Source organism: Anaerolineae bacterium (genome assembly GCA_025062375.1).
GTDB lineage: Bacteria > Chloroflexota > Anaerolineae > SpSt-600 > SpSt-600 > SpSt-600.
The window spans coordinates 1-24,040 of sequence record JANXAG010000029.1 but is presented as its reverse complement, the minus strand read 5'-3'; the positions used below and the strand labels follow the sequence as shown (position 1 = coordinate 24,040).

The window sequence follows — 24,040 nt, the reverse complement described above, 5'->3', positions numbered from 1 at the left end:
CACGAGTGGGACCCAAAACCGTGGCGAACCCTGAGCCCCCGAGGGTGGGGAAAAACCTCTTTCTCTAGTGCCACTGCAACTAAAGCACCCTTCGCTCCCTGGAAAGAATCACTTCCACACCACGCCTGTGCCGGATTTCATAAGCGCAACCGTGTAACCCTCGGTAACACCAAAAAACCAATAAACAAAGTGATAGTTGCGAATTTGTAATCGCGGCTCTATAATTAAGCCAGTCTATCTTGGCCGGGGGGACATATGAACTTATCCAGAAAAATTTTAGCCATTATCGCCTTCCTTTTGGCATTTCAGCTCCTCGCCTTTTATCTTGCCTCAAGGGCTTTCTTCTTTTACAATTTCGCCCGCCTGGAGGAGCAATACGCCAGTAGAAATATAGAACGAGCTACCTCCCTTATGGAAAACCAAAAGCAAAACCTCGCAGCTCTGGCCGAAGATTGGGCAGCATGGGATGATACCTACAACTTCATTCAAAAACCCACAGAGGAGTACATCAAATCAAACCTCGTAGACGAAACCTTCGAGGGCCTTGGGGTAAACCTTATTCTTTTCCTGAACCATTCCGGGGAACTTGTCTTTGGCAAAGCCTATGACCTTGAACTGCACAGGGAAACCCCTTTGCCGAACGGATGGAAGAAACACTTTTCTGCTGGAAGTCCTCTCCTCTTCCATCCGAGTCCCAAAGAAGGTAAAGTTGGCGTCATCACTCTATCTTCAGACTTCATGCTTGTTGCCGTTCATCCCATAGTGACCAGCCTGGAAGAGGGCCCCATAATGGGAACTTTCGTGATAGGTTATTACCTTGATCAGACCTGGGCGGAAAGAATTTCCCAGGTAGTTCGCTTCCCCGTTTCCATTTTCGCGCCTTCCGAACTTCAAACACCTCGCGAGCTCGTAGAAGGCAAAACTTTTGCCCTGCGCTTTCCGGATTCCAGGACCATGGAAGCGTTTGCTCTCCTCAACGACCTTTACGGTCAGCCAGCCCTGGTACTTAAAGTGACCATGCCCAGAGAGCTATACCGTCAAAGCCAAATCCTCTTCTTTCTCTTCTCCCTCCTTAATCTCCTTATCGGTCTCGTGTTCGGGGGCTCTATTCTTATTTTCCTCCGTTGGCATCTGCTGTCCCGGTTGACCAGGCTTTCTGAGGGGCTCAGGGCCATTGCTCTTTCGGGCAACATCTCAGCCAGGGTTGCGGTGGAAGGGAAAGATGAGCTGACAGAACTTGAGAATAGAATTAATGCCTTATTGACTTCTCTTGAGGAAAGCCTTAAAGCTTTAGAGGAAAGCGAGAAATGGCATCGCATGCTCATTAACTCCATAACCGATGGGCTCCTGGTTATCGATCGCAATTTAAAACTCAGACAGGTTAACGAAACCGGCGCACGGTTTTTGGGAGCAAGGGTCGAAGAACTTCTTGGAAAAAACTTAGAGGACTGCCTCAAAGAACCGATTTTCTCCGACTTTTACCAGACTTTAATTCGCACTTTTGAAAGAAATACCATTCAAACTATATCCATCCCTTGCCAGACCCCGGAAGGGGAAAAAATCTTTGAAATGCGGCTTTACCCATTGCCGGACGGAGCTCTTTGCATAGCCAGAGATGTGACCGAGCTTCGGCGGGCGGAACGCTTTTACGTGAAAGCCCAGAAGATGGAGACAGCCGGACGAATGGCTCTGGCTATAGCTCATGATTTCAACAACCTCCTCGCTCCAATCCTGGCGGGCACTGAGCTACTTCTCACCGGAGCCATCTCCCTTCAGAATAACCGTGCCCTGCTGGAGGAAATCCGAAAAGCCTGTGAGAAAGCTTCAAACCTGGTAAAGCAACTCCTCCTTTTCGGCCGAAAAGAACCTCTGACCTCCGAAGTTATTAACCTTAATGCTATAATTCGGGAGATGGAAAGCCTGGTAGTCCGAATTTTAGGGCAGAAAGTGGAGTTAATATTAGACCTGGCTCCCGAACTCTATCCGATAGAAATCAATAAAAGTCATGCTGAGCAAATCCTGATTAACCTCGTGATGAACGCGAAGGACGCCATGCCCTCTGGCGGCCAGCTGATTGTAAAAACGGAAAACGTCCAGCTCGAGGAAGAAGCCTTGACCCACCCCGAAGCCTACCCAGGAAAGTTTGTCCGCCTTCTGGTTAAAGATACAGGAGTGGGGATAAGCCCGGAAGTGATGGAGCATATCTTTGAGCCCTTTTTCACCACCAAAGAGCCTGGAGCTGGGACAGGACTGGGCCTGAGCGTTGTTTACAGCATTGTGAAGCAAAACCGGGGCTGGATAGAGGTCAAAAGTGCCCCTGGGGAAGGCGCAGCCTTTTACATTTACTTTCCGGCTTTAGAGGCTGGAGAGAAGTAACCTATGGTTATCACACTCCTTACGGACTTTGGCCTCTCGGATAATTTTGTGGGGGTAATGAAAGGGGTAATTTTGTCCATAAACCCTACTGTTACCATCGTGGATATAACCCATGAGGTCCCCCCCCAGGATATATTAACCGCTGCTTTCCTGCTGGATGCCTCCTGGCCCTATTTCCCGCCAGGCTCAATCCATGTAGCAGTGGTGGACCCAGGAGTGGGCACGGCTCGAAGAGCTATCGCCGTGGAGACAACCCGAGCCATATTTCTGGCTCCAGATAACGGCCTTTTAACCCCTATCCTCAAGCGTGGACAGGTTCGCAGGGTAATCTCTCTGAACAATCCCCGTTACTGGCTTCCTCAGGTTAGCTATACCTTTCACGGCCGGGATATTTTTGCTCCAACGGCAGCTCATATTTCCCTCGGTGTGCCCCTGGAAGAAATAGGAATAGCTATTGAAGACCCTATCCTTATGGACTGGCCTTGCCCTTCAAAGCTTCCCGATGGCACCATCGTGGGCCACATCCTTCACATAGACCGCTTCGGCAACCTGATAACCAACTTAAAGGCCGAAGACTTGAAGGAAGGAGTGGTCATAAGAGTGGCTGACTATCAAATCCAGGGCTTGAAGAAAACCTTTGCCGATGTTGCCATAGGCGAACCCGTAGCCTACATAGGAAGCACTGGCTACCTGGAGATAGCTATTCGTCAGGGAAACGCAGCTCGCACTTTCAACCTGCGCCGAGGGGATAAAATTTACGTGGAGGGGCAAGGCAATGGCTAAATTTATCATTGAAGGAGGAATCCCTCTTGAAGGGGAAGTTACCCCTAGCGGGAACAAGAATGCGGCTTTACCGTTGCTGGCAGCTTCTTTACTCACCGATGAGCCCCTGGTCCTTAAGAACGTGCCCTTCATAGGCGATGTTAAAACCATGTTGGCCCTGCTGGAAGACCTGGGGGTGGAAATAAGCTTCACAGAAGAAAAGGGAGTAATCCTGAAAGCTCAAAATTTGAGGAAAACCTCTTTAAGGGAGGATCTTTGCCGCCAGATAAGGGCTTCTATACTCCTGGCTGGCCCAATGCTGGCTCGTTGTGGCAGAGTCAAGCTCGGCCCACCCGGAGGGGATGTGATTGGGCGCAGGAGGCTTGACACCCACTTCTTAGCTTTTCAAGCCATGGGGGCTGAAGTGGACATAGATGCCAGGTATTACTTGAGCGCTGACAGCCTCCAGGGAGCTGATATCTTATTAGACGAAGCCAGCGTCACTGGCACTGAGAACGTCCTCATGGCTGCTGTCTTAGCCAAGGGCACTACAGTAATCCGCAATGCGGCTTCCGAGCCTCATGTCCAGGATCTCGCCCGCTGTCTCAATCAGATGGGAGCAAAAATTTCAGGTATAGGGTCCAATGTTCTGATAGTAGAAGGGGTAGACAGGCTTCACGGCACAACTTTTGAAATCCCCTCCGACCATATAGAAGTGGGAAGTTTTATAGGGCTGGCAGCTGCTACAAGAGGGCAAATCCTCATAAGAAAAGCAGTCCCCGAGAACATGCGGATGTCCCTGATGGTCTTTGAAAGGTTGGGGGTAAAGGTGGAAGTGAGAGGGGAGGACATCCTGGTTCCGGCGGAACAAGAAATGGTGGTGAAGGATGAAATGGATGGCTCCATTCCTAAAATTGAAGATGGGCCGTGGCCAGCTTTCCCCGCTGACCTGATGAGCATCGCTATAGTTACGGCCACCCAGGCTTGTGGAACGGTCCTTTTCTTTGAGAAAATGTTTGAAAGCAGGCTTTTCTTTGTGGATAAACTCATCGCCATGGGGGCCAGGATAATCTTGTGCGACCCCCACCGGGCAGTGGTGGTGGGGCCATCCAGGCTTCGCGGGGAGCAGGTTTCAAGCCCCGATATAAGAGCGGGAATGGCTCTCATCATAGCGGCCCTCTGTGCCAGAGGGCGGAGCGAAATATCAAACATTGAACAGGTTGACCGGGGCTATGAAAACATAGACGAAAAGCTCAAGAGCCTTGGAGCAAGAATAGAACGGGTGAGCTGACCCCTTGCCTTGGCTTGCCAGGGCCCTGAGCAATGCTATAATACCCACAAAACTGGAAGGAGGCAGGGATGGGGCTGCGCTGGAAGGGTATCCTTATCCTGATAACAGCCATTGGGGTAATCGGAGGATTGTATATGGCTCTTATCTTCGCCCCAACTGAAGCCACCATGGGCCACGTTCAGCGTATCTTCTACTTCCATGTCCCCTCAGCATGGGTCGGCTTTTTCGCCTTCTTTGTTACGTTTCTTGGAGGAATCCTTTACCTGTGGAAAAGGGACCTCAAATGGGACCGCCTGGCCCTATCGTCGGCTGAAATTGGCATCGCCTTTATGAGCATAGCCATCATCACCGGTTCCATTTGGGCCAGGCCAGTATGGAACACATGGTGGACCTGGGACCCGAGGCTTACCCTTTCGGCTGTAGTTTGGGTAATTTACGTGGCCTATATAATGCTGAGGGCAATGGTGGAAGATCCTCACCGCAGAGCCAGGCTGGCATCAGTTTTTGGAATCGCTGGCTTTGCTTCTGTACCCCTGGACTTTTTTGCCATTCGCTGGTGGAGGACCATTCACCCCGTTATTTTCTCCAGCGAAGGCTTTGCTCTTACCCCCAAAATGCTATGGACCCTGCTTTTCTGTCTGGCAGCCTTCACCCTCCTTTATTTTGTCATCCTCTTCCAGCGTTTGGCTCTCGAAAGCCTCAGGGCCGAAGTAGAGAAGATACGGGGAGGAGAGTGAGATGGGTTACCTCTTCGCTGCCTATGCTGTGGTGTGGTTGATCCTTTTCATTCTGGTTTTGAGCATTGAACGGAGGCAGGCACAGCTGGAGAAAGAACTCAAAGCCTTTAAAGAGACCAGAAGGAAAGAGGAATGATAAGCGTGGCCATCTTAGCGGGGGGGCTCAGTTCCCGGATGGGCTTCAATAAAGCCCTTGCACCCTGGCATGGTCGCCCCCTAATTGAACACATCCTTCACAGAGTGAAGGCTCTATCGGATGATGTGTTCATAGTGGCCAAAAGCCCGGAAATCTTCAACTTTACCGGGGTCAGGGTCGTAAAAGATGTTGTTCACAGATACAGCTCCCTGGTAGGGATATATTCTGCCCTCAGGGAAGCTTACTCTCATCATTGCCTTGTGGTAGCATGCGATATGCCCTTTTTAAACTTGGACCTTCTCCGCTACCTGGCTGCCCTGGCCCCTCATTATGATGTAGTCATGCCTCTTTTAAAAAGGGGGCCTGAGCCCCTCCATGCAGTTTACTCCAAAAATTGCCTCGGCCCTATTGAAAAGCTTCTGGCAGAAGAAGAGGATAAAATCCTCCTCTTCTTACCGGCAGTGAGGGTCCGCTACGTGGAAGAAGACATTATTCGCCTCTTTGACCCTGCGCTCTCCTCTTTTGTAAACATTAACACCCCGGAAGAGCTGGAAGAAGTCCGAAAGAAAGAGGAGGTAAAAAGATGGCTCCCATCACAGTAGCCCTTGTCCAGATGCACCCCCGGGTCTCAGAGCCCGAAACCAACCTGGCCAGGATGGTGGACTATATAGAGCGCATAGCTCTGGAGCAGAAAGTTGACCTCATCGTCTTCCCTGAACTGGCTGTAACCGGCTATGAATGTGGGGTTCGCTTCACCGAAATGGCTGACCGGGTCCCGGGGCACACGGTAAATGTGATTTCCCGAAAAGCCTCGGAATTCAGCGTTCATGTCCTTTTCGGAATGCCTCTGAAGGAGAAAGTGGAAAGCATAATATACAATGCTGCAGTGCTCCTGGGGCCCGACGGAGAAATCATAGGGGACTACCGTAAAGTGCACCTTAGAGGCGAGGAGAGGATGGCTTTTCGGTCGGGATTCCGCTATCCCGTCTTTGAAACAAGCCTGGGAATAATAGGGATTATGATTGGCTGGGACCTGGCCTTTCCAGAAGTAGCTCGCTCCCTCACCCTTAACGGAGCAGAACTTATATGCGTCCTGGCTAACTGGGAATCAACGGCTATGGACGAGTGGGAAACTTACATTAAAGCTCGCGCTTATGAGAATTCCACCTTTATGGTAGCCGTAAACAGGGTAGGAGAAGACTACACCTACTCCTTCGGGGGCAAAAGCATGGCAGTGGGCCCCGATGGCCAGGTACGCACGATCATCGATGAGCCGATAGAGGGTTATGCCATCGCCACCTTAGAACTGGATGAGATGCGTAAGAGAAGAGAGGAGACTCAGCTCCTCCAGTGGCGCCAGCCCGAAACTTATAGAGCGATTGTAAGGAGGTATTAGTGATGATTGACCTGCGCAGTGATACTGTTACTCTGCCTACCCCTGAGATGAGAAAAGCGATGTATGAGGCAGAGGTAGGGGATGATGTCTTCGGTGAAGACCCTACGGTAAATCGCCTTCAGGAGTTGGCTGCTGAAAAAATGGGCAAAGAAGCTGCCCTCTTTGTGGCCAGCGGGACTATGGGGAACCTGGTGAGTATCCTGACCCACTGCGGCCGTGGGGATGAGGTAATCCTCGGCGATTGGTCGCACACCTTCCTCTACGAAGTAGGAGGAATAGCTGCCTTGGGAGGAATTCACCCCCGGCCGGTCCGCAACCAGCCCGATGGAACTATGGCTCTCGAAGAGATAGAAGCAGCCATAAGGCCTGAGAACATCCATTTCCCCCGCACTCGTCTTATATGTCTTGAAAACACCCATAACCGCTGCGGTGGAGCTGCTCTCACCCCTGAATACACCTCTCAAGTAGCTCAACTTGCCCGCCGGTATGGGCTCAAGGTTCACCTCGATGGAGCCCGCATCTTTAACGCAGCTATAGCTTTAGAGGTAGATGTGAGAGAACTGACGAAGGACGTGGATTCCGTAATGTTTTGCCTCTCAAAAGGCCTTTCGGCTCCTGTTGGCTCTTTAGTCTGCGGCCCTGCCGACTTCATAGCTGAAGCCAGGCGCATCCGGAAGATGGTGGGCGGAGGGATGCGACAGGTTGGAGTGCTGGCTGCTGCGGGAATCGTGGCCTTGACCAAAATGGTGGACAGGCTAATTGAGGACCACGAGAATGCCAAACGTTTAGCCGAGGGACTCGCCGAACTTCCCGGGGTGAAGATTGAGCCCGAAAAGGTTAAAACCAACATCGTCATCTTTGAATTTAACCATCCAAAATTGAGCCCTCGGGAGTTTACGGAGCAGCTGAAAGAAGAAGGTGTGCTAATGCTACCCATAGAGGGTAAAAAGATAAGGGCTGTTACCCATTATGGGATCACCGCTGAAGACATAGACAAAGCTCTCGCTGTGATGCGCAGGGTTCTGGAAAGGGCCCAGTAACGCTGTAATGCGCCTTTGTCTTCAAGAGAAGAGAACATCGCTGGAATTGATTTGCGATCACATTCGGCATTAAAGCCCTCAAGCTCAGGAAGGGATGAGATAAAATCTCCCCGAAGCTTAGATTAAAGATAAAGACCTCGGACACGCTGTAATCGGGGGCAGGGCATTGTCCTATGTATCCTCCCCACGAATAAGGCTAATACCTAGAGCCAGGGGAATGAAAAACTACCTGGAAACCCGGGAAAAAGGTTAATATTGTCTTTCAGCAGAGGGCTCAGGGCGCCATAAAACGGGTTTACCTTCGTGCAGAGAGAAGAAAACAGCTTCGTCAACCTCAGTATCATACAGGGCTATGGAGGAAACCCCGAAACGCCCCATTACCTCGCCCGGATTGAGGAGGAGGGTCTGGTTAAGTCTTTTAGCCGCTGCCTGATGATTGTGACCGTAGCACACTAAGGAATATCGCCCTGAAGCGGCTACGTCCTCGGCTATTTCGGGATAATGCACTACAAAAATTCGCCTCCCACCTATCTCCAAACGGGCAAAGGGTCCCTCCAGATGAACATGCCCAAAACGCGAGGCTACCCTTGATATAAGCCACTGATCTCCATCGTTATTGCCAAATACAACATGGATGGGGCCTCTGAACAGCTCAGCCAAAGCCGCCAGGGAAAAAGGAGCGCAGAAATCTCCACAGAAAATAAGGGCTTCTGCTTCTTTAAAGATGGGTTCAAAAGCTTTCAAATTGTTCAGATGGTCGTGGATATCGGAAAGAACAACCACTTTCATCGTATCACCTCATATATGAGAGGTGGAGCGTGGGGCTCGCTTTCACTGAAAGCGAAAGCGCCCAAAAGCCGCTGGCGTGCTTCTTCCAAACGGGAAAGGTCATTAGCATGAATGTAAAGGAGAGGCTCTCCCTTCTCTACGTAATCCCCTATCTTCTTCTCAAGCTCAATCCCTACGGCGTAATCAATAGGATCTCCTTTCTTCTCCCTTCCACCCCCCAGGAGAACTGTAACCATCCCTACTTCCATCGCATCAAGTTCTGAGATATAACCAGAACGAGGGGAGAGAAGCGGTTCTTTGTAGCGTGCTTTGGGGAGAAATTCGGGATTCTCCACGGCCTGGCGGCTTCCACCCTGCGCTTCAATCCACTCCAGAAACTTATCCCAGGCCTTTCCTTCGTTCAAGGCCCTTTCAGCCATACTTCTTGCCTGCCGTGAATCCCTGGCTTTACCAGAGAGCCGGATTAATTCCGTAGCCACTGCCAGGCAATGTTCCAGGAAATCCTTTGGTCCTCTACCCTGCAGAGTTTCTATGGCTTCTTTGACTTCCAGAGCATTGCCTATAGCCTTCCCCAGGGGCTGGTTCATGTCAGCGATAATGGCAGCCACCTTTTTGCCCACGCTTTTTCCTATATCCACCATGAGCTGAGCTAAAGCCTTAGCATCCTCAACAGTTTTCATAAAAGCCCCCTTGCCCACTTTGACATCCAGAACCAGCACATCTGTCCCTGCTGCTATCTTCTTGCTCATAACGGAGCTGGCGATGAGAGGAATACTGGATACGGTAGCAGTTACATCCCTCAAAGCATAAAACACACCATCAGCCGGAGCAAGTTGGGCCGTCTGGCCCGATACGACTATCCCGTGCTCTTTAACCATTTTCTTAAACTCTTCCACACTCAGGTCAACCCTATAGCCGGGGATTGATTCCAGCTTATCAATGGTTCCTCCGGAAAAGCTCAGGCCTCTTCCAGACATTTTAGCTACGGGTAAGTCCAGAGAAGCTACCAGAGGCGCTACCACCAGGGTTGTTTTATCGCCCACACCACCTGTTGAGTGCTTGTCCACGGTTAGTGGTGCAATATCTTTCAGGTTAAGGACTTCCCCGGAGAAAGCCATAGCAAGGGTGAGGTCAACAGTCTCCCGAACGGTCATACCTCTCAGGTATACAGCCATAAGCCAGGCAGAAATCTGGTAATCGGGAATGGTCCCCTGCACGCTTCCCTGGACAAAGAATTCTATCTCTTCCTTTGTGAGGGGGAATCCATCGCGTTTCTTGGCGATAATATCTACAGCTCGCATTTCCCTCTCCCTAAAGCTTGGTGCGGATTGATTGAATCAAGTATAGCATAAATTCAAATTCTGGCAAATCAGAGGGTTCCTGAGCCGGAAGACCATTGCCGGGTGATAGGACCTGCAGGGCCCCCTGGAGCCAATCTGACCTGTGGAAAGCACAGACACACCATGAGCCACTCGCCCAAGTTTCTGGACAGCGAAAGTCAGAATTTGGTTCTGAAAAGTTCCGCTATTGCTGATTCTTCTCCCTGTGCTGGCGAAAAAGGATGAACCGGTGATCTTCGGGGCGAAAAAAGTGGCCAACTCTTAAGCGCGGATGGATTGCCGTCCTCTGGGGAGTCCAAGCGATTTTCGTGGCCACATTTTTGCTCCGGCTAAGTCGTTGAAGTATAATCAGAATTGTGAAAGTTGGGAAGCTTTTGGAAATTGCAATGGATTGCCTTAAAAGAGCTGGTTGCCCTGAGCCGCAGCTGGAAAGTCTACTTCTCCTTTCCCATGCTCTCAGGAAAAAAAAGGAGTGGCTTTTAGCTCACATTGATGCTCAGGTAGAAGAAGAAAAGGTCATGATTTTCCTGGATTTAGTGGAGAGAAGGCAGAAGAGGGAACCCTTACCCTATATTCTGGGCCAGGTTGAATTTTACGGCCTTCCCCTGCGGATCGACAATCGTGCCCTGATCCCGAGGCCAGAAACCGAAATTTTAGTGGATAGAGTCCTGGAGTGGGCGGAGAAATTCCCCTCTCTTTCTATAGCTGACGTAGGAACTGGCAGTGGAGCTGTGGCTGTTGCGCTTGCTTCACGCCTTAAAGGTAAAGCCCTTATTTACGCTCTGGATTCTTCCCCCCGAGCGCTGGAACTTGCCCGGGAAAACGCAATCATTAATGGTGTTGATGGAAATATCCGCTTTCTCATAAGCGATTTGCTTTCAGCTCTTGAGGAGCCAGTGGAAGCTATAGTGGCCAATTTACCCTACATTCCTTCATCCCAGCTGGAAAAGCTTGCTCCAGAATTAAAGTGGGAACCGCGGGAGGCTCTGGATGGGGGGCCGGATGGGTTTGATATTATCCGCAAGCTCCTCTATCAGGCTCCTTCCTACCTTAAAGAAAGGGGGGCCATGTTTCTGGAAGTTGGTCCGGGTCAGGCACGCAAAGTTAAAGCCATAGCTCGCAAGGTTTTCCCTTCGGCCCGAATCCTTTCCTTACCGGATTTGAGAGGCATAATGCGGGTAGTAATGGTAGACAATGCGTGCTCTTAAGCCCTTAGTCCTGCTTGGAATCCTTGTAGCCTTTTTCCTAAGGGTTCACACCCTTGGGGACAAAAACATCTGGTGGGATGAGGGACTTGCTATATGGGCAGTCCGACAAAGCTGGCTTGAAACCACCCTCTGGACCGCCGGTGATGTCCATCCACCTTTATATTTCTGGCTCCTATGGTTCTGGATAAGGATTGCAGGGGAAACCGAATTCCTGGCCCGTTACCTTACGGTCATAATGGCCACTTTAACGGTAGCCACCGTTTTCCCTCTCGTCCGGAGGTTGGGAGGGGCTGAAGCGGGGCTTTTAGCCCTTTGGCTTCTGGGATTCTCTCGTTTCCACATCTGGTGGTCTCAGGAAATGAGAATGTATATCCCTGCTGCCCTCTTCTTCACCCTTTCAGGTTACTTCCTCTTGAAAGCTATCTCTTCCGTTAATTCCAGGAAATTCTGGGTGGGATGGGTTATTTCGTGTTCTGCTGCCCTTTACACCCTTTACTCAGCCGTTTTCCTCCTGCCAGTGTGCGCTGTTCCCATTCTGATGGAAGCATTTAAAAAACCAATTCAGCGTAGGCTTTTGGCTGAATCGGCTCTGGCCACTGGAGCAGTAACCCTGTTGTGGGTCCCTTGGGTAACGCTTGCTTTTCCGAAGATGAAATCCTGGTCAATAGTGGAAGAGCCAGCTTCCCTCGGCTTTGCACTGAAGCTTAACGCTGTCCTGCTTGCCACAGGTATCTCCACTCACCTGGAACGGCTTCTACCTTTTAGTCTCTTTGTAGTAATCGCGGCCCTTGCCGGTTTACCTGTTTATCTTCTTAAAAGAGAGAAGCCCAAAGCTATCCCTGGAATATTTCTGCTTCTAAGCGGGGTAATTCTGCAACCCTTAACGGTTTGGATCTTGACCCAGCCTCGCCCCATATTTTATGTCCCTAAAATAGAAGCGCGCTACTTTATCCCCGCTGCCCCCTTTTTCTACTCGCTTCTCGCGCTCTCTCTGGAGGCTTTGGGCGGGAAGTTCCGTCCTGCGGGTTTGCTCTTAACAGGGGTGATATTTATCTCTATGGCTGCTTTCCTGCCTCAGTATTATGCAGAACGGGATTGGGAAGATGACATACCCACCATGTTGCGCCTCATCCAGGTTTACGGTCGCCCAGGCGATGCGGTAATTTTAATCTCAGGCGACCGTTTCCCCAAATTTATCTATTACCTTCCCAAAGGCCTTAACTTTCCCATCTACACAGCACCGCGTATTTCTCCCCTTTTCACTCCCGAAACCGTGGAAGCGGAGCTGGGCTGGATAACCAGTATGCATTCGAGGATATGGGTAGCTGCAGTGAAACCTTTCCTCCAGGATCCCGAAGGGATTGCAGTAAAGTGGCTTTCGGAAAGGATGAAAGTGGTGCTGGCTTATCATTTTAAGCTGGATTCGCTTTACCTCTTTTCTCACCGTAAGGAAACTCCTTTTCCTTCCCGAGAAATTATGCCTATCACCCCTCTGAATCTGAAGTTATCTCCCGGGGTTAAGATTTTGGGATACGATCTCATGGACCAGCGAGGCAAACAGGGGACTACTATCCACTTAGGATTATTCCTGGAACTCGAAGAGCCAGCCTCACTATGGGTTGAAGCCCTTTCTCCGTTGGGAACTCCCTTCCCCATAGATTACTTTTCCCTTGAACCAGGATACCATTACAAAATGGTGGAGTTTAAGGTGGCCCTTTTTGAGGGAGGAACGTACAGGTTGAGGGTAAGAGTGGATTCAGAGGCTCTGTACATAGGGGAAGTGAAAGTAAAAGGGGGCGGCCCTGTCTATCCGATGGTAGACATAAGATATCCTCTTTCGGCCAGAATCGGAGACAGGATAAAGCTTCTAGGGTATAACCTGATAGGGGTATCGGAGCCCCCTGTGCTCCGCCCGGGAGGGACCTTAATTCTTGAACTTTTCTGGGAAGCTGAAGCTCCGATAGAAAGGTCCTACACTGTCTTCACTCACCTCCTGGGGCCCGTCTTGAATCCGGCTACTGGCAAACCTGTCTGGGCTCAGGACGACCAGGAACCTCTGGAAGGGCTTTACCCTACTACCCATTGGGTGCCCAATGTGCCTCTGAAAGACCGCTATGAGCTTGTTCTTCCCCCTGATGCTCCTCCTGGGGATTACATTCTGGAAGTGGGCATGTATCTTCGGGAAACAGGGGAGAGGCTTCCTGTCAGCGGCGAAAGGGCGGACCCGGAATCCCGCCGCATCGTAATCAGAACAATAAGAGTGGAGGATTAGCCTATGGAAATGAATAAGCTGATTGAAGACATGAAGGCTATGGCTTTTGAAGAAAGCGGCGTGCAGGTGCTGGGGGTGGACTCAATAGAAACCATAGCCAGAAAGTGGGGGCTTAAACTCAAGGATGTGGAAATTGCAGCCTTAGAAGCAGGCTTTATGCCCCGGCGCTACCTTCGAAACCTCGGGACAGTAGGCTTTGAGGGGCAGAGGAAACTTTTGCAATCGAAAGTAGCGGTAATAGGGCTTGGAGGGCTTGGTGGACACGTATGCGTGTCCTTGGCGCGGATGGGGGTCGGGACCCTGGTGGTAGCGGACGGGGATGTGTTTGTGGATCACAACCTTAACCGGCAAGTTCTGAGCGATGTGAGCGTGCTGGGGGAACCAAAGGCTGAAATAGCCAGAAGGGTGATAGCTCGAGTAAATCCAGCCGTTGAAGTAATAGCCTGGAAAGAATTCATTCAGGCTGAAAATCTGGACAGAATTCTGGAGGGATGTCAGGTGGTGGTAGATGGGCTGGATAGTTTGCCAGCGAGGCTCAAGCTGGAGGAAGCGGCTCGGAAAGCTGGCATCCCTTTAGTCCATGGAGCGATCGCAGGCTTCTTAGGGCAAGTTATAACTATTTTTCCGGAAGATCCAGGTCTAAAAGCTCTTTACGGAGACAGACCCCCAGATAAAGGAATAGAAGTGGAACTGGGAACCCCCGCTGCTACCCCTATGATGGTGGCAGCTGTTCAGGTCCAGGAGGTAATTAAGATCCTTCTGGGTAAAGGCAGGCCCCTAAGAAGACGATTGCTTCTGGCGGATGCAGAAAGCTGGAGCATAGAGATAGTGGAACTTTAAAATTTCGGCGGTAGTGGAAATTATGAGCCAGCTTAATTTTCGGTAAGCTGTTGAACCTTCAAGCCAAAGCTTACGGAGGAGGAGGCCCATGGTTGTAATTAGAACTGAGATGTTGACCAAATATTATGGCCGGGTTAAGGGAATTGAGAATTTAAATTTAGAAGTGGAAAGAGGGGAAGTATTTGGCTATCTGGGGCCCAATGGAGCCGGTAAAACTACCACCATCCGCCTTCTTCTGGGCAATTTGAATCCCACAAGAGGCAAGGCTTTTGTTTTGGGCTATCAAGTTTCTCCTTCCAATTTTGCCTGGAAAAGGGAGGTAGGCTATGTGCCTGGGGAACTAAGCCTTTACGGGGATTTAACAGGAGAAGAATTGCTCCGTTATTTTGCCTCCCTTAGAGGTGGGGTTGATTGGGGGTATGTTAGAACTCTTGCCCGGCGCCTTGATCTGGACCTTTCCAGACCCATCCGCACATATTCCCATGGGAACCGTCAGAAATTGGGTATAATCCAGGCCCTCATGCACAAACCCAGCCTTCTAATCCTTGATGAGCCGACCCTTGGGCTTGATCCTCTAATCCAGCAAGAGTTTTACCGAATCGTGCGGGAAATAAAAGAAGAAGGGCGGACGGTGTTCATTTCTTCCCATATCCTTCCCGAAGTGGAAAAAATCTGCGATAGGGTTGGCATAATCAAGGAAGGAACTCTTGTTGCTGTAGAGAGCATTCAAACACTAAAGGCCAAAGCGATGCGTCGGGCTGAAGTAATTTTTGCTGAAGAAGTGAGCATAGAGGAATTCTCAAACCTGCCCAATGTTAACAATTTGCATCTTGAAGGGAAAACTCTTACTTGTTTGCTTAAGGGAGAGCCGAACGCCTTTATCAGAGCCTTGGCTCGCCACAACATCGCAAGTTTGAGAATTCAGGACCCAACACTGGAAGAGATATTTCTTGCGTTTTATTCCTAATAATGGAGGTCTCCATGTTGCGCTCAGTTTTCCTGAAAACTTTAAGGGATATGAGGCGCTCTATCTTCTGGTGGTGTGTGGGCATGTCGCTGACAGCTTTATACACCATCGTTGCCTTCCCGGCGGTCAAGGGAACCTTTGAGGATCTGTCGCTTTACCTTGATGATCCCCTTTTCAAAGTGTTCATGAGGGACTTCTCCACCTTTCAGACAATAGAGGGGTATCTTTCAATTAACCTGTTCAGTTTCGTTTTCCCAGTCCTCTCAATTATCATGGCCATAGCCTATTTTTCTGGGATCATCGGATGGGAGGAGGAAAAAGGGAGCCTGGAACTCCTTCTTTCCCTGCCCCTGCCCCGGTGGAAGATAGTCCTTGAAAAAGTGACAGCGGTTTTAATTGCCATTTTTATAATCCATGTCGTTTTATGGTTAAGTCTGTGGGCTGGTGGATTAGCGGTGAAAGTGGAAGCCAACTATTTACGCATTTTCCTAGCAATTTTGGACGAATTGCTTTTAAGTCTGGTCTTTGGAGGGCTGGCCTTTCTTGTTACAAGCATCGGCCAGAGTGCCGGGACTGCAGCAGGGATATCTGGGGGGCTGGCGGCAGCTTCATACCTTGTAGAAGCGATAGGAATTACCTCGGAGAAGTTTGAACTCTATCGCAAATTTTCCCTTTTCTATTATTATGGCGGTGGGCGTCCCATGGTGGAAGGGCTTAACTGGAACCATGTGGCCCTTTTCGTGGCTCTCACGCTAACCTTCATAGCTGTGGGCATCTTAATTTTCCAGCGCAGGGATATAAAACTGAGGGGTTAAAAAACCGGCAGGATAAAGGAACCGGAGCCAAGTTTTTTCCAGGCGGTAAAGAATGCCCTTAGCGTTTTCTCCAATCGAGAGGAGGCCGATGTTTCAAGCGCCAGAGCAACCCTGCCGGGTAGCCTGCCATTTTAGCCACATCGCCTGTAACTCGTATTACGGGAACCAGGAGGAAAGCCAGGATTTTTTCCGGCAAAGACAAGTTTTTCATCATCCGGAAAAGACGGCGGTAAGGGTTACGCAAATACACCCAACCCCCGACCACGAAGCCAAGCCACCACAGCGGATCAATTTTTAGCCCTAAGAAAAGCAGGAAAGGTACCAGCACAAGGTAAGTGCTATATCTTATAAGATGTCTTAGACGCCATAAATCAGCTTTACCATCGCCCCGGGCGTAGCGATAATATTGCAGGAAAAAATCCCGCAGGTTCGTCCGAGGTTTAAAATAAGCTATGGCTTCGGGGACAAACGGGAAAGGGCCAAAGAGCCTGCGGAGCTTAAAATCAAAGATTAAATCTTCGCAATAATCAAGCCACTCCGGATAACCACCCACCATCTCCCAGGCTTCTTTTAAGAAAGCTACAGACCTGCTGGAGGGGAGGAATTTTCTGGGGTTAACATCCTCTAAAGAAGGGAGCACTGTAGCTCCCATAGCTATCTCAAAAGGGCCTTCCACATCTGGAAGGAAGAAACCGCTCACTACCTTCGCTCCAGCCTCAAAGGGACGGAGCAAAGCTTCAAGCCATTTGGTTGATAACTTGACACCGGCATCCGTGGAAGCTATTATTTCTCCTGAGGCTTCCCTTATGGCCAGGTTACGCCCTTGGGAGATGTTCAGTCCAGGCCTAACGATTAACTTTATGGGGAGCTTCCCAGCCCAGGCTTTTATTATCTCCACTGTCCGGTCTGTGGAGCCTCCGTCCACGATAACTATTTCGTCAGGAGGCCGAGTTTGAGCCTGAAGGGAAATCAACAGCTTTTCAATGGTTTTTTCTTCGTTCTTCACCGTTACAATTACTGAAACCTTAGGAGCCATGGCGATGAAATCCTCGCGATGGAGTATCTTACTAATGCTCTTGCTTTTAGATTATTTAGTTCTGGCCCTTTTGTACAATATGGCTACATCCACTGGGCAGCCTACCCCAACCCCCACGCGTACTCCTAAGCCCACTTTTACCCCTGGTGTTCCCCTGCAGGTTTTGACTCCATCCCCTAAGCCCATCCTCATCCATAGAGTATCAGAAGGAGAGGACTTGAGCACTATCGCTTCTATTTACAATGTTCCGGAAGAAGAAATTTTAAAAGCCAACGGACTTTCGGATCCAGCCTCTATCAAAGCAGGCCAGGAACTTATCATACCTATCAACCCTTGACTCGCACGGTCGCAAGCTCAAGCGGGGGCAAATCCTTTATCTTAAGGAAAAGGCGATATTGCCCTGGGGGAGCGTCCGGTGGAACTTGAAGGGCAAACTGGCCTCTTACAATCTCCTTTTCTTCCCAGCGGGACGTGGGGTAATCAATGCCTGCCAGATGGGATTTCACGGAGGCCATTTTGTTTCCTCCAACAAGGTTGAGCTCCACAAACCAGTCCTCCTGCGGTTTCAGAAGAGCCTGCCAGTAGAGGTTTACCCTTATTATATCCCCAGGCCCAATGGGGGCATCCGTTAAATGTTCAAACCCCAGCTTGAATAAATCATATCCGAGCAATTCAAAGGGACCGAAGCGGGCATTCCGGCGATGGACTATACCCAGGGCTTCTATGGGAGGCGGCTGGGAGGGCTTCAGGATTTTTATGTTCTCCAGGGTTAAATGGTCTTTCCCCAGTACTGGCAGACGTTCCCCTGTTTCGGCATCGTAGACGGCCAATATGAGGGTATACTGACCTGGTGGTGTTCCAGGTCTGACCAGTAAGCCGATGTTATCTATAATTATATCGCCGGGCTCCCAGAAAGAAGTGGGACGGCGTCCGCCCTCTGGTTCAGCATCGTATTGGGAGGCTATTAACCCGTTGGAGTTCAAAAGCTGGAGGGTTACTTTGTAACGTCTTGTAGTGGATCTTTCCGCTTGCCAGGTGAGAATAACGGGCAGAACGTTGCCGCTTTCCACCTCCTGTGCCCCTATAAGGCAACCGGTAAGGCGGAAAAGTGCTGGGGAACCGAAAGCTTTTCCTTCCAGGCTTTTTTCATAAAGTTGCTTTTCTGGCACCATGTAAATGGCGAACCGTACGTTTCCTCGCCAGCTTTCTCCCACTTTAAAGGAGTGCCTTTCAAGCCAGTTCTCCACAATCCCTTCGGGATCCGCTTCCTTTTCACCCCACAGTATCGCAAAGATTCTACCGGGGTGGGAAGTTACAATGGCCAGCTCTTCCTCTAACCTGTGGCGGTCGGGGGGTCTCTCTCGGGGAAGGGGCCATACGGGCAGTTTCCCCTTGTAATAGTACCTGAAAACGTCTATCTGCCCGGGAGCATTCAGGATAATGACATCCCCTGGCTTTTCCGTGGCTTCTATATAGCGAGCTATGCTTCGGTAGTCATCCTTAGTGAAGTAAAAATAGAAATCCCTTAAAGCCGTGGAGAAGGAAAAAAGGAGCCCGGCGAGAAAGAAAGCCCCTAATATGCGGCGCAGTCCTCCTGAATCATTTATGCTCAAAGCCAAAAGCAGGCAGAAAGGAGGCGATGATAAAAGCAGGAACTTGAGGTAAGCCCCCCGGAACAACCCTAAAAATATCATCATGAAAACAGGGGCTAACAGCCAAGCCCAAAGAGCTACTATGGTCTGCCAATTTTCTTTCCTGTGCAGTACTGAACCGATAATGGGAACTAAGCCCACAGCTAAGGTTGCAATCGCAGGCAATCCAGAGGCAGGGCCAAAGGCGATGGCCTTCAAAGTTTCCCACAAAGCTGTAGAAACTCCATACTCAGCTATCGCCGGCCAGGAAGTTAACCTTGACAGCGCTGTGGGTATCCAGGGCGCATAGATAACAAAAGGCAAAACCTGAAGCAGAAGCCACCGGGCTATGTATCCTCTAACTCTGGCCCTTTTCCTTGGGTGATTGGTTGACAGGAAAAGTAAGAAGGCCAGATTCTCTGCCATCAGGAGGATAGGAAAAGAGTAATGGGTATACAGGCCCAGAGCGGTAGCTAGGACAAATAAGATTCCTGCCCAGAGGCTTTCTTTTCGCCACCACTTTAAAGCTCCCCAGAAAGAAAGGGCGCCCAAGAGGGCTACGAGTATATACATCCTGGCTTCTTGAGAATAATAGACCTGAAAGGGATGAAAGGTAGCTAAGGCCATACCCGTTAAGGCGATTTTCTCGTTCCAGAGCTCTTTCCCGAGAGCGTAAATTAAAGCCACCAGGACGGTTCCGATAAAGGCTGACAAAGCCCTTAAGGCCCACTCCGAGATACCCAAGGGGGTTGTCCATAGCTTGAGAAACCAGTAATAAAGAGGGGGGTGAATGTCTGCAGCAGAATGTAAAGCTATGGAGGAAAAGTCTCTGAGAGCCATAGCGACGCTGTTGCCTTCGTCTGCCCAGAGGCTGTGGTAATCAAGTCTGTACAATCGCAGGGAAAAAGCCAGGCAAAGCAGGAAAAATTGAGTGAAGAAGAATTTTTCTCTTCGACCTAACTTCATCTCCGCTCCAGTAGGGCCAATTTTGGCTCAATTATAACACTGAGGCTTAGGGAAGCAAAAAGCTTTAAAGCTAAGTGGGTATGCGCTTACCCACGAACGGGCCTACAGGGCTGAGGCGAGCTCTGAGGGATTTTTAGATAATGGGAAAGTGGTGCAAGGGTAGGGCGGAAATAGGTTTTTTAGCTGTTATCGGTGCTCTTAGCGGGAAGGGAGCTCTTTTTGGCCTTTTAAATGAGCAGTGAAGTGGATCACAGATTCACCGGCCATGGGGATGGCAATCAAAGTTTTGGCTTGCCTTAGTTTTGGCTCTTGAATTATAATTTTTATTGGAGAGCTGGAGGGTAAAAGTGCTTACGAAACGGCGCCAGGAGTTCCTCAAGGCTGTAGTGGAACTGCATAGCACTACTGGGGAGCCGGTCCATTATACGAAAGTGGCTGAAGTTCTGGGGGTGAGCCCGTGGACGGCTTATGATATTCTCACGTTTCTTGCCGAAAAAGGTTACTTAGAAGTAGTCCACCAAGTAGACAGGGCTGAGGAAACCCCAGGGCGATCCAAAGTCAAATTTAAACCGACGCTTTTGGCTTTCAATGCCCTTAACAGTTGTTCTAAAAAGGATTGGGAGAATATCCGTATGGAATTGTTTGAGCGTCTTAAGGAGGCTGAGTTGAAAGGGGCCAAAGCTATCGTTAAGGACACCCTGGGGGAACTGTCCAGAGTATCTAATCCGTTGATTTTCTGTGCTAAATTACTCCTGGCCCTGATCCTTGCGCTCTGGACTATTCGCAAGGCTGCCCAGACATTGTTTGTTGTTAGGGAAGTTTTAACTTCCTTCAATACCACAGAGACGGCCCTTCTTCTCCTGGCCGGGCTCGTTCTTGGGTACATATGGAAGTCTGGGAAAAAGGAACTTGGGAAGGCTTTCAACGGTCATATTGTAAGATATGTGAACGAAGTGAAAAGGCTGGGGGAAGAGGATAGGGAAAAACTTCTAAATTTTGTCAGAGATATTACCCTTGTGAGCCCATCCCCAAGCTAAGGGGGTGGGTTTTTTTGTGAAAACAAATTTTGGTCTTTTGGGAGGGTGAAGTGGTGAGGATAGCAATTGTTACGGATTCTTCGGCAAACTTGCCAGAGGAGCTGGTTAGGGAATACGATATAAAAGTTGTGCCCATTTATCTGCTTTGGAACGGCGTAACTTACAGGGATGGGGTTGATATTTCTTCAAGGGAGCTTTACAGGAGGTTGAAGGAAAGTTCTACTTTGCCTAAGACGTCGGCTCCTTCCGTGGGGGATTTTCTCAGGACATACCTTTCTCTGGCTTCAGAAGCCGAAGTGATAATTTCCATCCACCTTCCTCCTAACTTGAGTGCCACTTACGGGGCCGCTCAGACTGCAGCGCAGATGGTGGAAGGAGCTAAGGTTTATGTAGCAAATGCCCATACAGCAGCCGCTGGCCAGGGCCTCGTAGTTCTTGAAGCAGCGAGGCTCACTCGCAGAGGAGCTGAACCCGAAGTCATACTGAAGCGAGTTGAAGAAATAGGCCTTAAAACCCATGTGTTTGCTTTCCTCAGCACTCTCAAGTATCTTTACTTCGGGGGTAGGATTGGTTTAGCTTCGGCCCTGCTGGGCTCCGCTCTTCAGTTCTGCCCTATTCTTTACATAAAAGATGGAGTGGTAGATGCCTGGTCCAAACCTCGTACCCGTGCGAGGGCTCTGCAGGAGCTCCTGAAGATAGCTGAGCAAAAGATTGGCCGTTCCAGAGTCCACATGGCTGTCATGCACGGAGATGCCCTTGAGGATGCTCTTTACCTCAAAGAGGAACTGGAGAAGCGCTTTGATTGTGCGGAACTTTTCGTCACAGAGTTCACTCCAGTTATGGGGGCACACACTGGCCCCGGTCTTGTAGGTATAGCTTTCTGGTGTGAAGAGTAGAAAATTTTCGGAGGGAGAGATGCTTGAGGGCATCTTGTGGGTGGTTTTTTCTTACCTTTTGGGCTCTGTACCCTTTGCTTTCATCATTGGGAAGCTCAGAGGAGTTGATCTCCGTAAAGTGGGGACCCGGAATGTAGGGGGAAGCAACCTCTGGCATTCTGTAGGGAAGCTGGAAGGGGCAATTGCGGCTTTTCTGGACATTGGTAAAGGGGCTGCGGCGGTATGGCTCTCTCAAAAACTGGGTTTTCCTCCTTACATTCAAGCTGCAAGTGCGGTGGCAGTGGTAGCAGGGCATGACTGGCCGGTTTTCCTGGGGTTCCAGGGTGGAAGAGGGATGGGCCCGGCCCTTGGGGCGATGCTTTTACTCGTTCCTAAGGCTATGGGGCTCTCTCTCGTATTTTATGCCCTCGGTTTTTTCGCCAGGGCTTTAGGGTTAGGAGTAGCTGTAGGAGTGTTAGCTTTACCTTTCTTCGCCTGGCTCCAGGATTATCCCTTCCCCCATGTAGCGGCCGCAGCCGTAATGTTTATCTTCATGGTTATTAGGCGCTTAACAGGAATAGGGGTTCTAGAAGAGATAAAAGCGTCGCCTCACAAAAGAAAGCTGATCGCTTACAGGGTCCTTTTTGACAACAATTACGGATGGGGTAGACCCCGCTAAAAATCAGCCCTTCCTTATCATTCCTGGAGCTCGGCTGAAGGTGAAATTTTTCTATTTGTGCTGGGAGGAAAGTTTTGATAAAATCGGGTGGTGTTGAGGAGGGGCGATGGAGATTGAAAGCCTGGGCTTTGAAGTTTTACCTGATTACGATAAATGCTTTGGCTGTGGGAAAAGTAATCCTATAGGCCTCAAATTAAGGTTCAAAAACGAGGAAGGGACTGCGCGCTGCGAGTTTATCCCAGGACCTGAACACCAGGGCTGGCCAGGGGTTGTTCACGGAGGAATTTTAAGCACTGTTCTTGATGAAGCCTTAGGGTGGGCGGCGCTTTTCCATGGTAAAAAGACGGTTACCGGAAAGCTAGAAATTCGTTTCCGCAAGCCCGCCAAGATAAAAGAACCTCTTCATATAGAGAGCAAAATTACGCGCGATCGTGGGCGGTTCCTGATAGCTGAGGCCAGCGCCAAGGATTGCGAAGGCAACGTCATAGCCGAGGCAATCGGCACCATGTTTGTAATCCCCTAAATGGTTAGTTAAAATGCGAAATTTCCTTACTGAAGGGCCCGGAGGGTTTTGTGGGGAAAGTTGTTCATATTGTGGGAGCGTCTACCGCTGGGCTTTATGCTGCTTACCGTTTGGCCAGGAAGGGGGCCAAAGTCCACCTTTATGAAGCAGAATCTTTTTTGAATCCGGCTCCTCGCACCCTTATCCTCACTTCTTATTTCCTTCAGGTTTTAGACTTCCCTCCTGATGAAACTATTCTCAATAGGGTGTGGCAGTTTGAACTTATATCTGCTAACTCCTCTACCACCGTTACCCTCAAGAAGCCGGATCTTGTAGTGGAACGTCGGAAGCTCATCAGTCTTCTCCTCCAGAAAGCGATGGAAGCAGGGGTTAATTTCCATTGGGGTTACCGCCTTAAAGAAATGGAGGCAGAGAAAAAAGGCTTTTTGCTTCGTTTTGAAACCGAGCGAGGTGAGGAAGCTGTGTCCTCTTTCGCTCTCGTAGGCGCTGATGGGACAGAAAGCCTTGTGGCCAGAAGTTTACGCTGTAGGTCTCTTCCTATTGTTGCGGTGATTCAGGCTAAAGTTAATTTCCCGAAACCGGTTTCTGGGGAGAAAGTAAGGGTTTGGTTTGACCGGGACAAAACTCGCTTTTTCCTCTGGCTCATACCAGAGTCCCCTCATACTGGGGTGGTAGGTCTTGCGGCTGATGAAATGGAGGAAGCGCGCAAAGTTTTAACCGAATTTCTCTCTTCCCATGCGTGGGAGCCTGATAATTTTCAGTCGGCTTTTGTTCCCCTTTATCTCCCAGGAACTGAAATAATGGGCCGATGCGGGGCAGATAGGGTGATCCTTGTGGGGGATGCAGCCGGGCACATGAAAAATACCACTGTTGGGGGGGTAGTAGCGGGGTTAAGAGCAGCCTCTGCTATTGCTCTGACTTTCGATGGAAGGGTTGAACCAGGGGAAAAATGGCGTGCTCTTAAGCGAGAGCTCTCTTTACATGCCTGGCTTCGGTGTCTATTAGATACCTTTTCCAATGAAGATTACGATCGGCTTCTTGGGCTCCTGAACCACCGCAGTTTGCGGGTGCTGGCTACTTATTCGCGGGATGAGTTCGTGAGGGCCTTAATTCCTTTCCTCTTTAGTCAACCTCAGTGGTTTTACTTGGGGGCCAGAGCTTTGCTCAAGTATCTGGTCAGCCGGCATGGGGACAAACGGCCATCATTTACAGCTCATCAGCGGGTGGGACATTAAACCGTGGCGAATCTTGAGCCCACGAGGGTGGGGGAGATTGAGGGTCCAGGGGGCGTGGGGGATGTGCCCCCAGAAACCTCAAAAAGGGA

23 protein-coding genes are annotated in these 24,040 nt (G+C 50.0%); 19 read left to right on the top strand and 4 right to left on the bottom strand.

The features are described from left to right. Positions 1-255 precede the first annotated feature (255 nt). The 8 genes from NZ653_07845 (at position 256) to ltaE (ending at position 7,738) form a co-directional block, all read left to right on the top strand. On the top strand, positions 256-2,376 hold the full coding sequence (locus NZ653_07845; GenBank protein MCS7287029.1) for an ATP-binding protein: 2,121 nt from the start codon (positions 256-258) through the stop codon (positions 2,374-2,376). 3 nt (positions 2,377-2,379) lie between these two features. Then, positions 2,380-3,159 (top strand): SAM-dependent chlorinase/fluorinase, encoded by a 780-nt coding sequence (locus NZ653_07840; GenBank protein MCS7287028.1) that lies wholly within the window; start codon positions 2,380-2,382, stop codon positions 3,157-3,159. Beyond that, the gene (murA, locus tag NZ653_07835; GenBank protein ID MCS7287027.1) at positions 3,152-4,429 is read left to right on the top strand and encodes a UDP-N-acetylglucosamine 1-carboxyvinyltransferase; all 1,278 of its coding nucleotides are present in this window, start codon (positions 3,152-3,154) and stop codon (positions 4,427-4,429) included. The genes NZ653_07840 and murA overlap by 8 nt, the downstream gene beginning before the upstream one ends. A gap of 68 nt (positions 4,430-4,497) precedes the next feature. Next, positions 4,498-5,166 (top strand): cytochrome c biogenesis protein CcsA, encoded by a 669-nt coding sequence (gene ccsA / locus NZ653_07830; GenBank protein MCS7287026.1) that lies wholly within the window; start codon positions 4,498-4,500, stop codon positions 5,164-5,166. Position 5,167: 1 nt separating this feature from the next. Further along, positions 5,168-5,302: a CcmD family protein gene (locus NZ653_07825; GenBank protein ID MCS7287025.1), complete on the top strand. Its 135-nt coding sequence runs from the start codon at positions 5,168-5,170 to the stop codon at positions 5,300-5,302. Further along, positions 5,299-5,904 (top strand): molybdenum cofactor guanylyltransferase, encoded by a 606-nt coding sequence (locus tag NZ653_07820; GenBank protein MCS7287024.1) that lies wholly within the window; start codon positions 5,299-5,301, stop codon positions 5,902-5,904. Before NZ653_07825 ends, NZ653_07820 begins: the two co-directional genes overlap by 4 nt. Next, positions 5,886-6,698, top strand: coding sequence for a carbon-nitrogen hydrolase family protein (locus NZ653_07815; protein MCS7287023.1), 813 nt, complete (start codon positions 5,886-5,888; stop codon positions 6,696-6,698). The genes NZ653_07820 and NZ653_07815 overlap by 19 nt, the downstream gene beginning before the upstream one ends. Positions 6,699-6,700: 2 nt before the next feature. Beyond that, the gene (gene ltaE / locus NZ653_07810) at positions 6,701-7,738 is read left to right on the top strand and encodes a low-specificity L-threonine aldolase (protein MCS7287022.1); all 1,038 of its coding nucleotides are present in this window, start codon (positions 6,701-6,703) and stop codon (positions 7,736-7,738) included. A 249-nt stretch (positions 7,739-7,987) separates the two neighbouring features. Here the strand turns inward: ltaE and NZ653_07805 are convergent, their stop codons facing one another. Then, positions 7,988-8,527 (bottom strand): metallophosphoesterase, encoded by a 540-nt coding sequence (locus tag NZ653_07805; GenBank protein MCS7287021.1) that lies wholly within the window; start codon positions 8,525-8,527, stop codon positions 7,988-7,990. Beyond that, on the bottom strand, positions 8,524-9,828 hold the full coding sequence (locus NZ653_07800) for a pyrimidine-nucleoside phosphorylase (protein ID MCS7287020.1): 1,305 nt from the start codon (positions 9,826-9,828) through the stop codon (positions 8,524-8,526). The genes NZ653_07805 and NZ653_07800 overlap by 4 nt, the downstream gene beginning before the upstream one ends. A 395-nt stretch (positions 9,829-10,223) precedes the next feature. On the opposite strand from NZ653_07800, the gene prmC reads away from it, so the two are divergent. The 5 genes from prmC to NZ653_07775 all read left to right on the top strand — a co-directional run bounded on the left by prmC (position 10,224) and on the right by NZ653_07775 (position 15,969). Further along, positions 10,224-11,075 carry a peptide chain release factor N(5)-glutamine methyltransferase gene (gene prmC, locus NZ653_07795; protein ID MCS7287019.1) on the top strand — a complete coding sequence of 284 codons (852 nt, stop codon included), beginning with the start codon at positions 10,224-10,226 and terminating at the stop codon, positions 11,073-11,075. Beyond that, positions 11,062-13,347, top strand: coding sequence for a glycosyltransferase family 39 protein (locus tag NZ653_07790; protein ID MCS7287018.1), 2,286 nt, complete (start codon positions 11,062-11,064; stop codon positions 13,345-13,347). The genes prmC and NZ653_07790 overlap by 14 nt, the downstream gene beginning before the upstream one ends. 9 nt (positions 13,348-13,356) lie before the next feature. After that, positions 13,357-14,187 (top strand): HesA/MoeB/ThiF family protein, encoded by an 831-nt coding sequence (locus tag NZ653_07785; GenBank protein ID MCS7287017.1) that lies wholly within the window; start codon positions 13,357-13,359, stop codon positions 14,185-14,187. An 88-nt stretch (positions 14,188-14,275) separates the two neighbouring features. Continuing rightward, a complete protein-coding gene (locus tag NZ653_07780) occupies positions 14,276-15,154 on the top strand; it encodes an ABC transporter ATP-binding protein (GenBank protein ID MCS7287016.1) in 879 nt (292 codons plus the stop codon). Positions 15,155-15,168: 14 nt separating this feature from the next. Beyond that, positions 15,169-15,969, top strand: coding sequence for an ABC transporter permease (locus NZ653_07775; GenBank protein ID MCS7287015.1), 801 nt, complete (start codon positions 15,169-15,171; stop codon positions 15,967-15,969). A gap of 58 nt (positions 15,970-16,027) precedes the next feature. Here the strand turns inward: NZ653_07775 and NZ653_07770 are convergent, their stop codons facing one another. Beyond that, on the bottom strand, positions 16,028-17,005 hold the full coding sequence (locus NZ653_07770; protein ID MCS7287014.1) for a glycosyltransferase: 978 nt from the start codon (positions 17,003-17,005) through the stop codon (positions 16,028-16,030). A 34-nt stretch (positions 17,006-17,039) separates the two neighbouring features. Between NZ653_07770 and NZ653_07765 the strand changes: the two genes are divergently transcribed. Next, a complete protein-coding gene (locus NZ653_07765; GenBank protein MCS7287013.1) occupies positions 17,040-17,342 on the top strand; it encodes a LysM peptidoglycan-binding domain-containing protein in 303 nt (100 codons plus the stop codon). Here the strand turns inward: NZ653_07765 and NZ653_07760 are convergent. Further along, complete coding sequence (locus tag NZ653_07760; protein ID MCS7287012.1) at positions 17,332-19,602, bottom strand: glycosyltransferase family 39 protein; 2,271 nt, start codon at positions 19,600-19,602, stop codon at positions 17,332-17,334. The genes NZ653_07765 and NZ653_07760 overlap by 11 nt on opposite strands. Before the next feature lie 347 nt (positions 19,603-19,949). Between NZ653_07760 and NZ653_07755 the strand changes: the two genes are divergently transcribed. The 5 genes from NZ653_07755 (at position 19,950) to NZ653_07735 (ending at position 23,951) form a co-directional block, all read left to right on the top strand. Continuing rightward, entirely contained in the window at positions 19,950-20,639 is a 690-nt protein-coding gene (locus NZ653_07755; protein MCS7287011.1) for a hypothetical protein, read from the top strand. Positions 20,640-20,692: 53 nt separating this feature from the next. Then, the gene (locus NZ653_07750; GenBank protein ID MCS7287010.1) at positions 20,693-21,535 is read left to right on the top strand and encodes a DegV family protein; all 843 of its coding nucleotides are present in this window, start codon (positions 20,693-20,695) and stop codon (positions 21,533-21,535) included. A 19-nt stretch (positions 21,536-21,554) separates the two neighbouring features. Next, positions 21,555-22,193: a glycerol-3-phosphate acyltransferase gene (locus NZ653_07745; protein MCS7287009.1), complete on the top strand. Its 639-nt coding sequence runs from the start codon at positions 21,555-21,557 to the stop codon at positions 22,191-22,193. Between the two features lie 106 nt (positions 22,194-22,299). Beyond that, complete coding sequence (locus NZ653_07740; GenBank protein MCS7287008.1) at positions 22,300-22,716, top strand: PaaI family thioesterase; 417 nt, start codon at positions 22,300-22,302, stop codon at positions 22,714-22,716. A gap of 50 nt (positions 22,717-22,766) precedes the next feature. Next, on the top strand, positions 22,767-23,951 hold the full coding sequence (locus NZ653_07735) for an NAD(P)/FAD-dependent oxidoreductase (protein ID MCS7287007.1): 1,185 nt from the start codon (positions 22,767-22,769) through the stop codon (positions 23,949-23,951). Positions 23,952-24,040: the final 89 nt, after the last annotated feature.

What these genes read in the sequence shown, in the direction of transcription:
- NZ653_07805 (MCS7287021.1), bottom strand. Translation starts at nt 8,527, where the DNA reads ATGAAAGTGGTTGTTCTTTCCGATATCCACGACCATCTGAACAATTTG.
- NZ653_07740 (MCS7287008.1), top strand. Translation starts at nt 22,300, where the DNA reads ATGGAGATTGAAAGCCTGGGCTTTGAAGTTTTACCTGATTACGATAAA.
- NZ653_07770 (MCS7287014.1), bottom strand. Translation starts at nt 17,005, where the DNA reads ATGGCTCCTAAGGTTTCAGTAATTGTAACGGTGAAGAACGAAGAAAAA.
- NZ653_07840 (MCS7287028.1), top strand. Translation starts at nt 2,380, where the DNA reads ATGGTTATCACACTCCTTACGGACTTTGGCCTCTCGGATAATTTTGTG.
- NZ653_07845 (MCS7287029.1), top strand. Translation starts at nt 256, where the DNA reads ATGAACTTATCCAGAAAAATTTTAGCCATTATCGCCTTCCTTTTGGCA.
- murA (MCS7287027.1), top strand. Translation starts at nt 3,152, where the DNA reads ATGGCTAAATTTATCATTGAAGGAGGAATCCCTCTTGAAGGGGAAGTT.
- NZ653_07800 (MCS7287020.1), bottom strand. Translation starts at nt 9,828, where the DNA reads ATGCGAGCTGTAGATATTATCGCCAAGAAACGCGATGGATTCCCCCTC.
- NZ653_07790 (MCS7287018.1), top strand. Translation starts at nt 11,062, where the DNA reads ATGCGTGCTCTTAAGCCCTTAGTCCTGCTTGGAATCCTTGTAGCCTTT.
- NZ653_07760 (MCS7287012.1), bottom strand. Translation starts at nt 19,602, where the DNA reads ATGAAGTTAGGTCGAAGAGAAAAATTCTTCTTCACTCAATTTTTCCTG.
- NZ653_07780 (MCS7287016.1), top strand. Translation starts at nt 14,276, where the DNA reads ATGGTTGTAATTAGAACTGAGATGTTGACCAAATATTATGGCCGGGTT.
- NZ653_07820 (MCS7287024.1), top strand. Translation starts at nt 5,299, where the DNA reads ATGATAAGCGTGGCCATCTTAGCGGGGGGGCTCAGTTCCCGGATGGGC.
- ltaE (MCS7287022.1), top strand. Translation starts at nt 6,701, where the DNA reads ATGATTGACCTGCGCAGTGATACTGTTACTCTGCCTACCCCTGAGATG.
- NZ653_07825 (MCS7287025.1), top strand. Translation starts at nt 5,168, where the DNA reads ATGGGTTACCTCTTCGCTGCCTATGCTGTGGTGTGGTTGATCCTTTTC.
- NZ653_07775 (MCS7287015.1), top strand. Translation starts at nt 15,169, where the DNA reads ATGTTGCGCTCAGTTTTCCTGAAAACTTTAAGGGATATGAGGCGCTCT.
- ccsA (MCS7287026.1), top strand. Translation starts at nt 4,498, where the DNA reads ATGGGGCTGCGCTGGAAGGGTATCCTTATCCTGATAACAGCCATTGGG.
- NZ653_07745 (MCS7287009.1), top strand. Translation starts at nt 21,555, where the DNA reads ATGCTTGAGGGCATCTTGTGGGTGGTTTTTTCTTACCTTTTGGGCTCT.
- NZ653_07785 (MCS7287017.1), top strand. Translation starts at nt 13,357, where the DNA reads ATGAATAAGCTGATTGAAGACATGAAGGCTATGGCTTTTGAAGAAAGC.
- NZ653_07815 (MCS7287023.1), top strand. Translation starts at nt 5,886, where the DNA reads ATGGCTCCCATCACAGTAGCCCTTGTCCAGATGCACCCCCGGGTCTCA.
- NZ653_07765 (MCS7287013.1), top strand. Translation starts at nt 17,040, where the DNA reads ATGCTCTTGCTTTTAGATTATTTAGTTCTGGCCCTTTTGTACAATATG.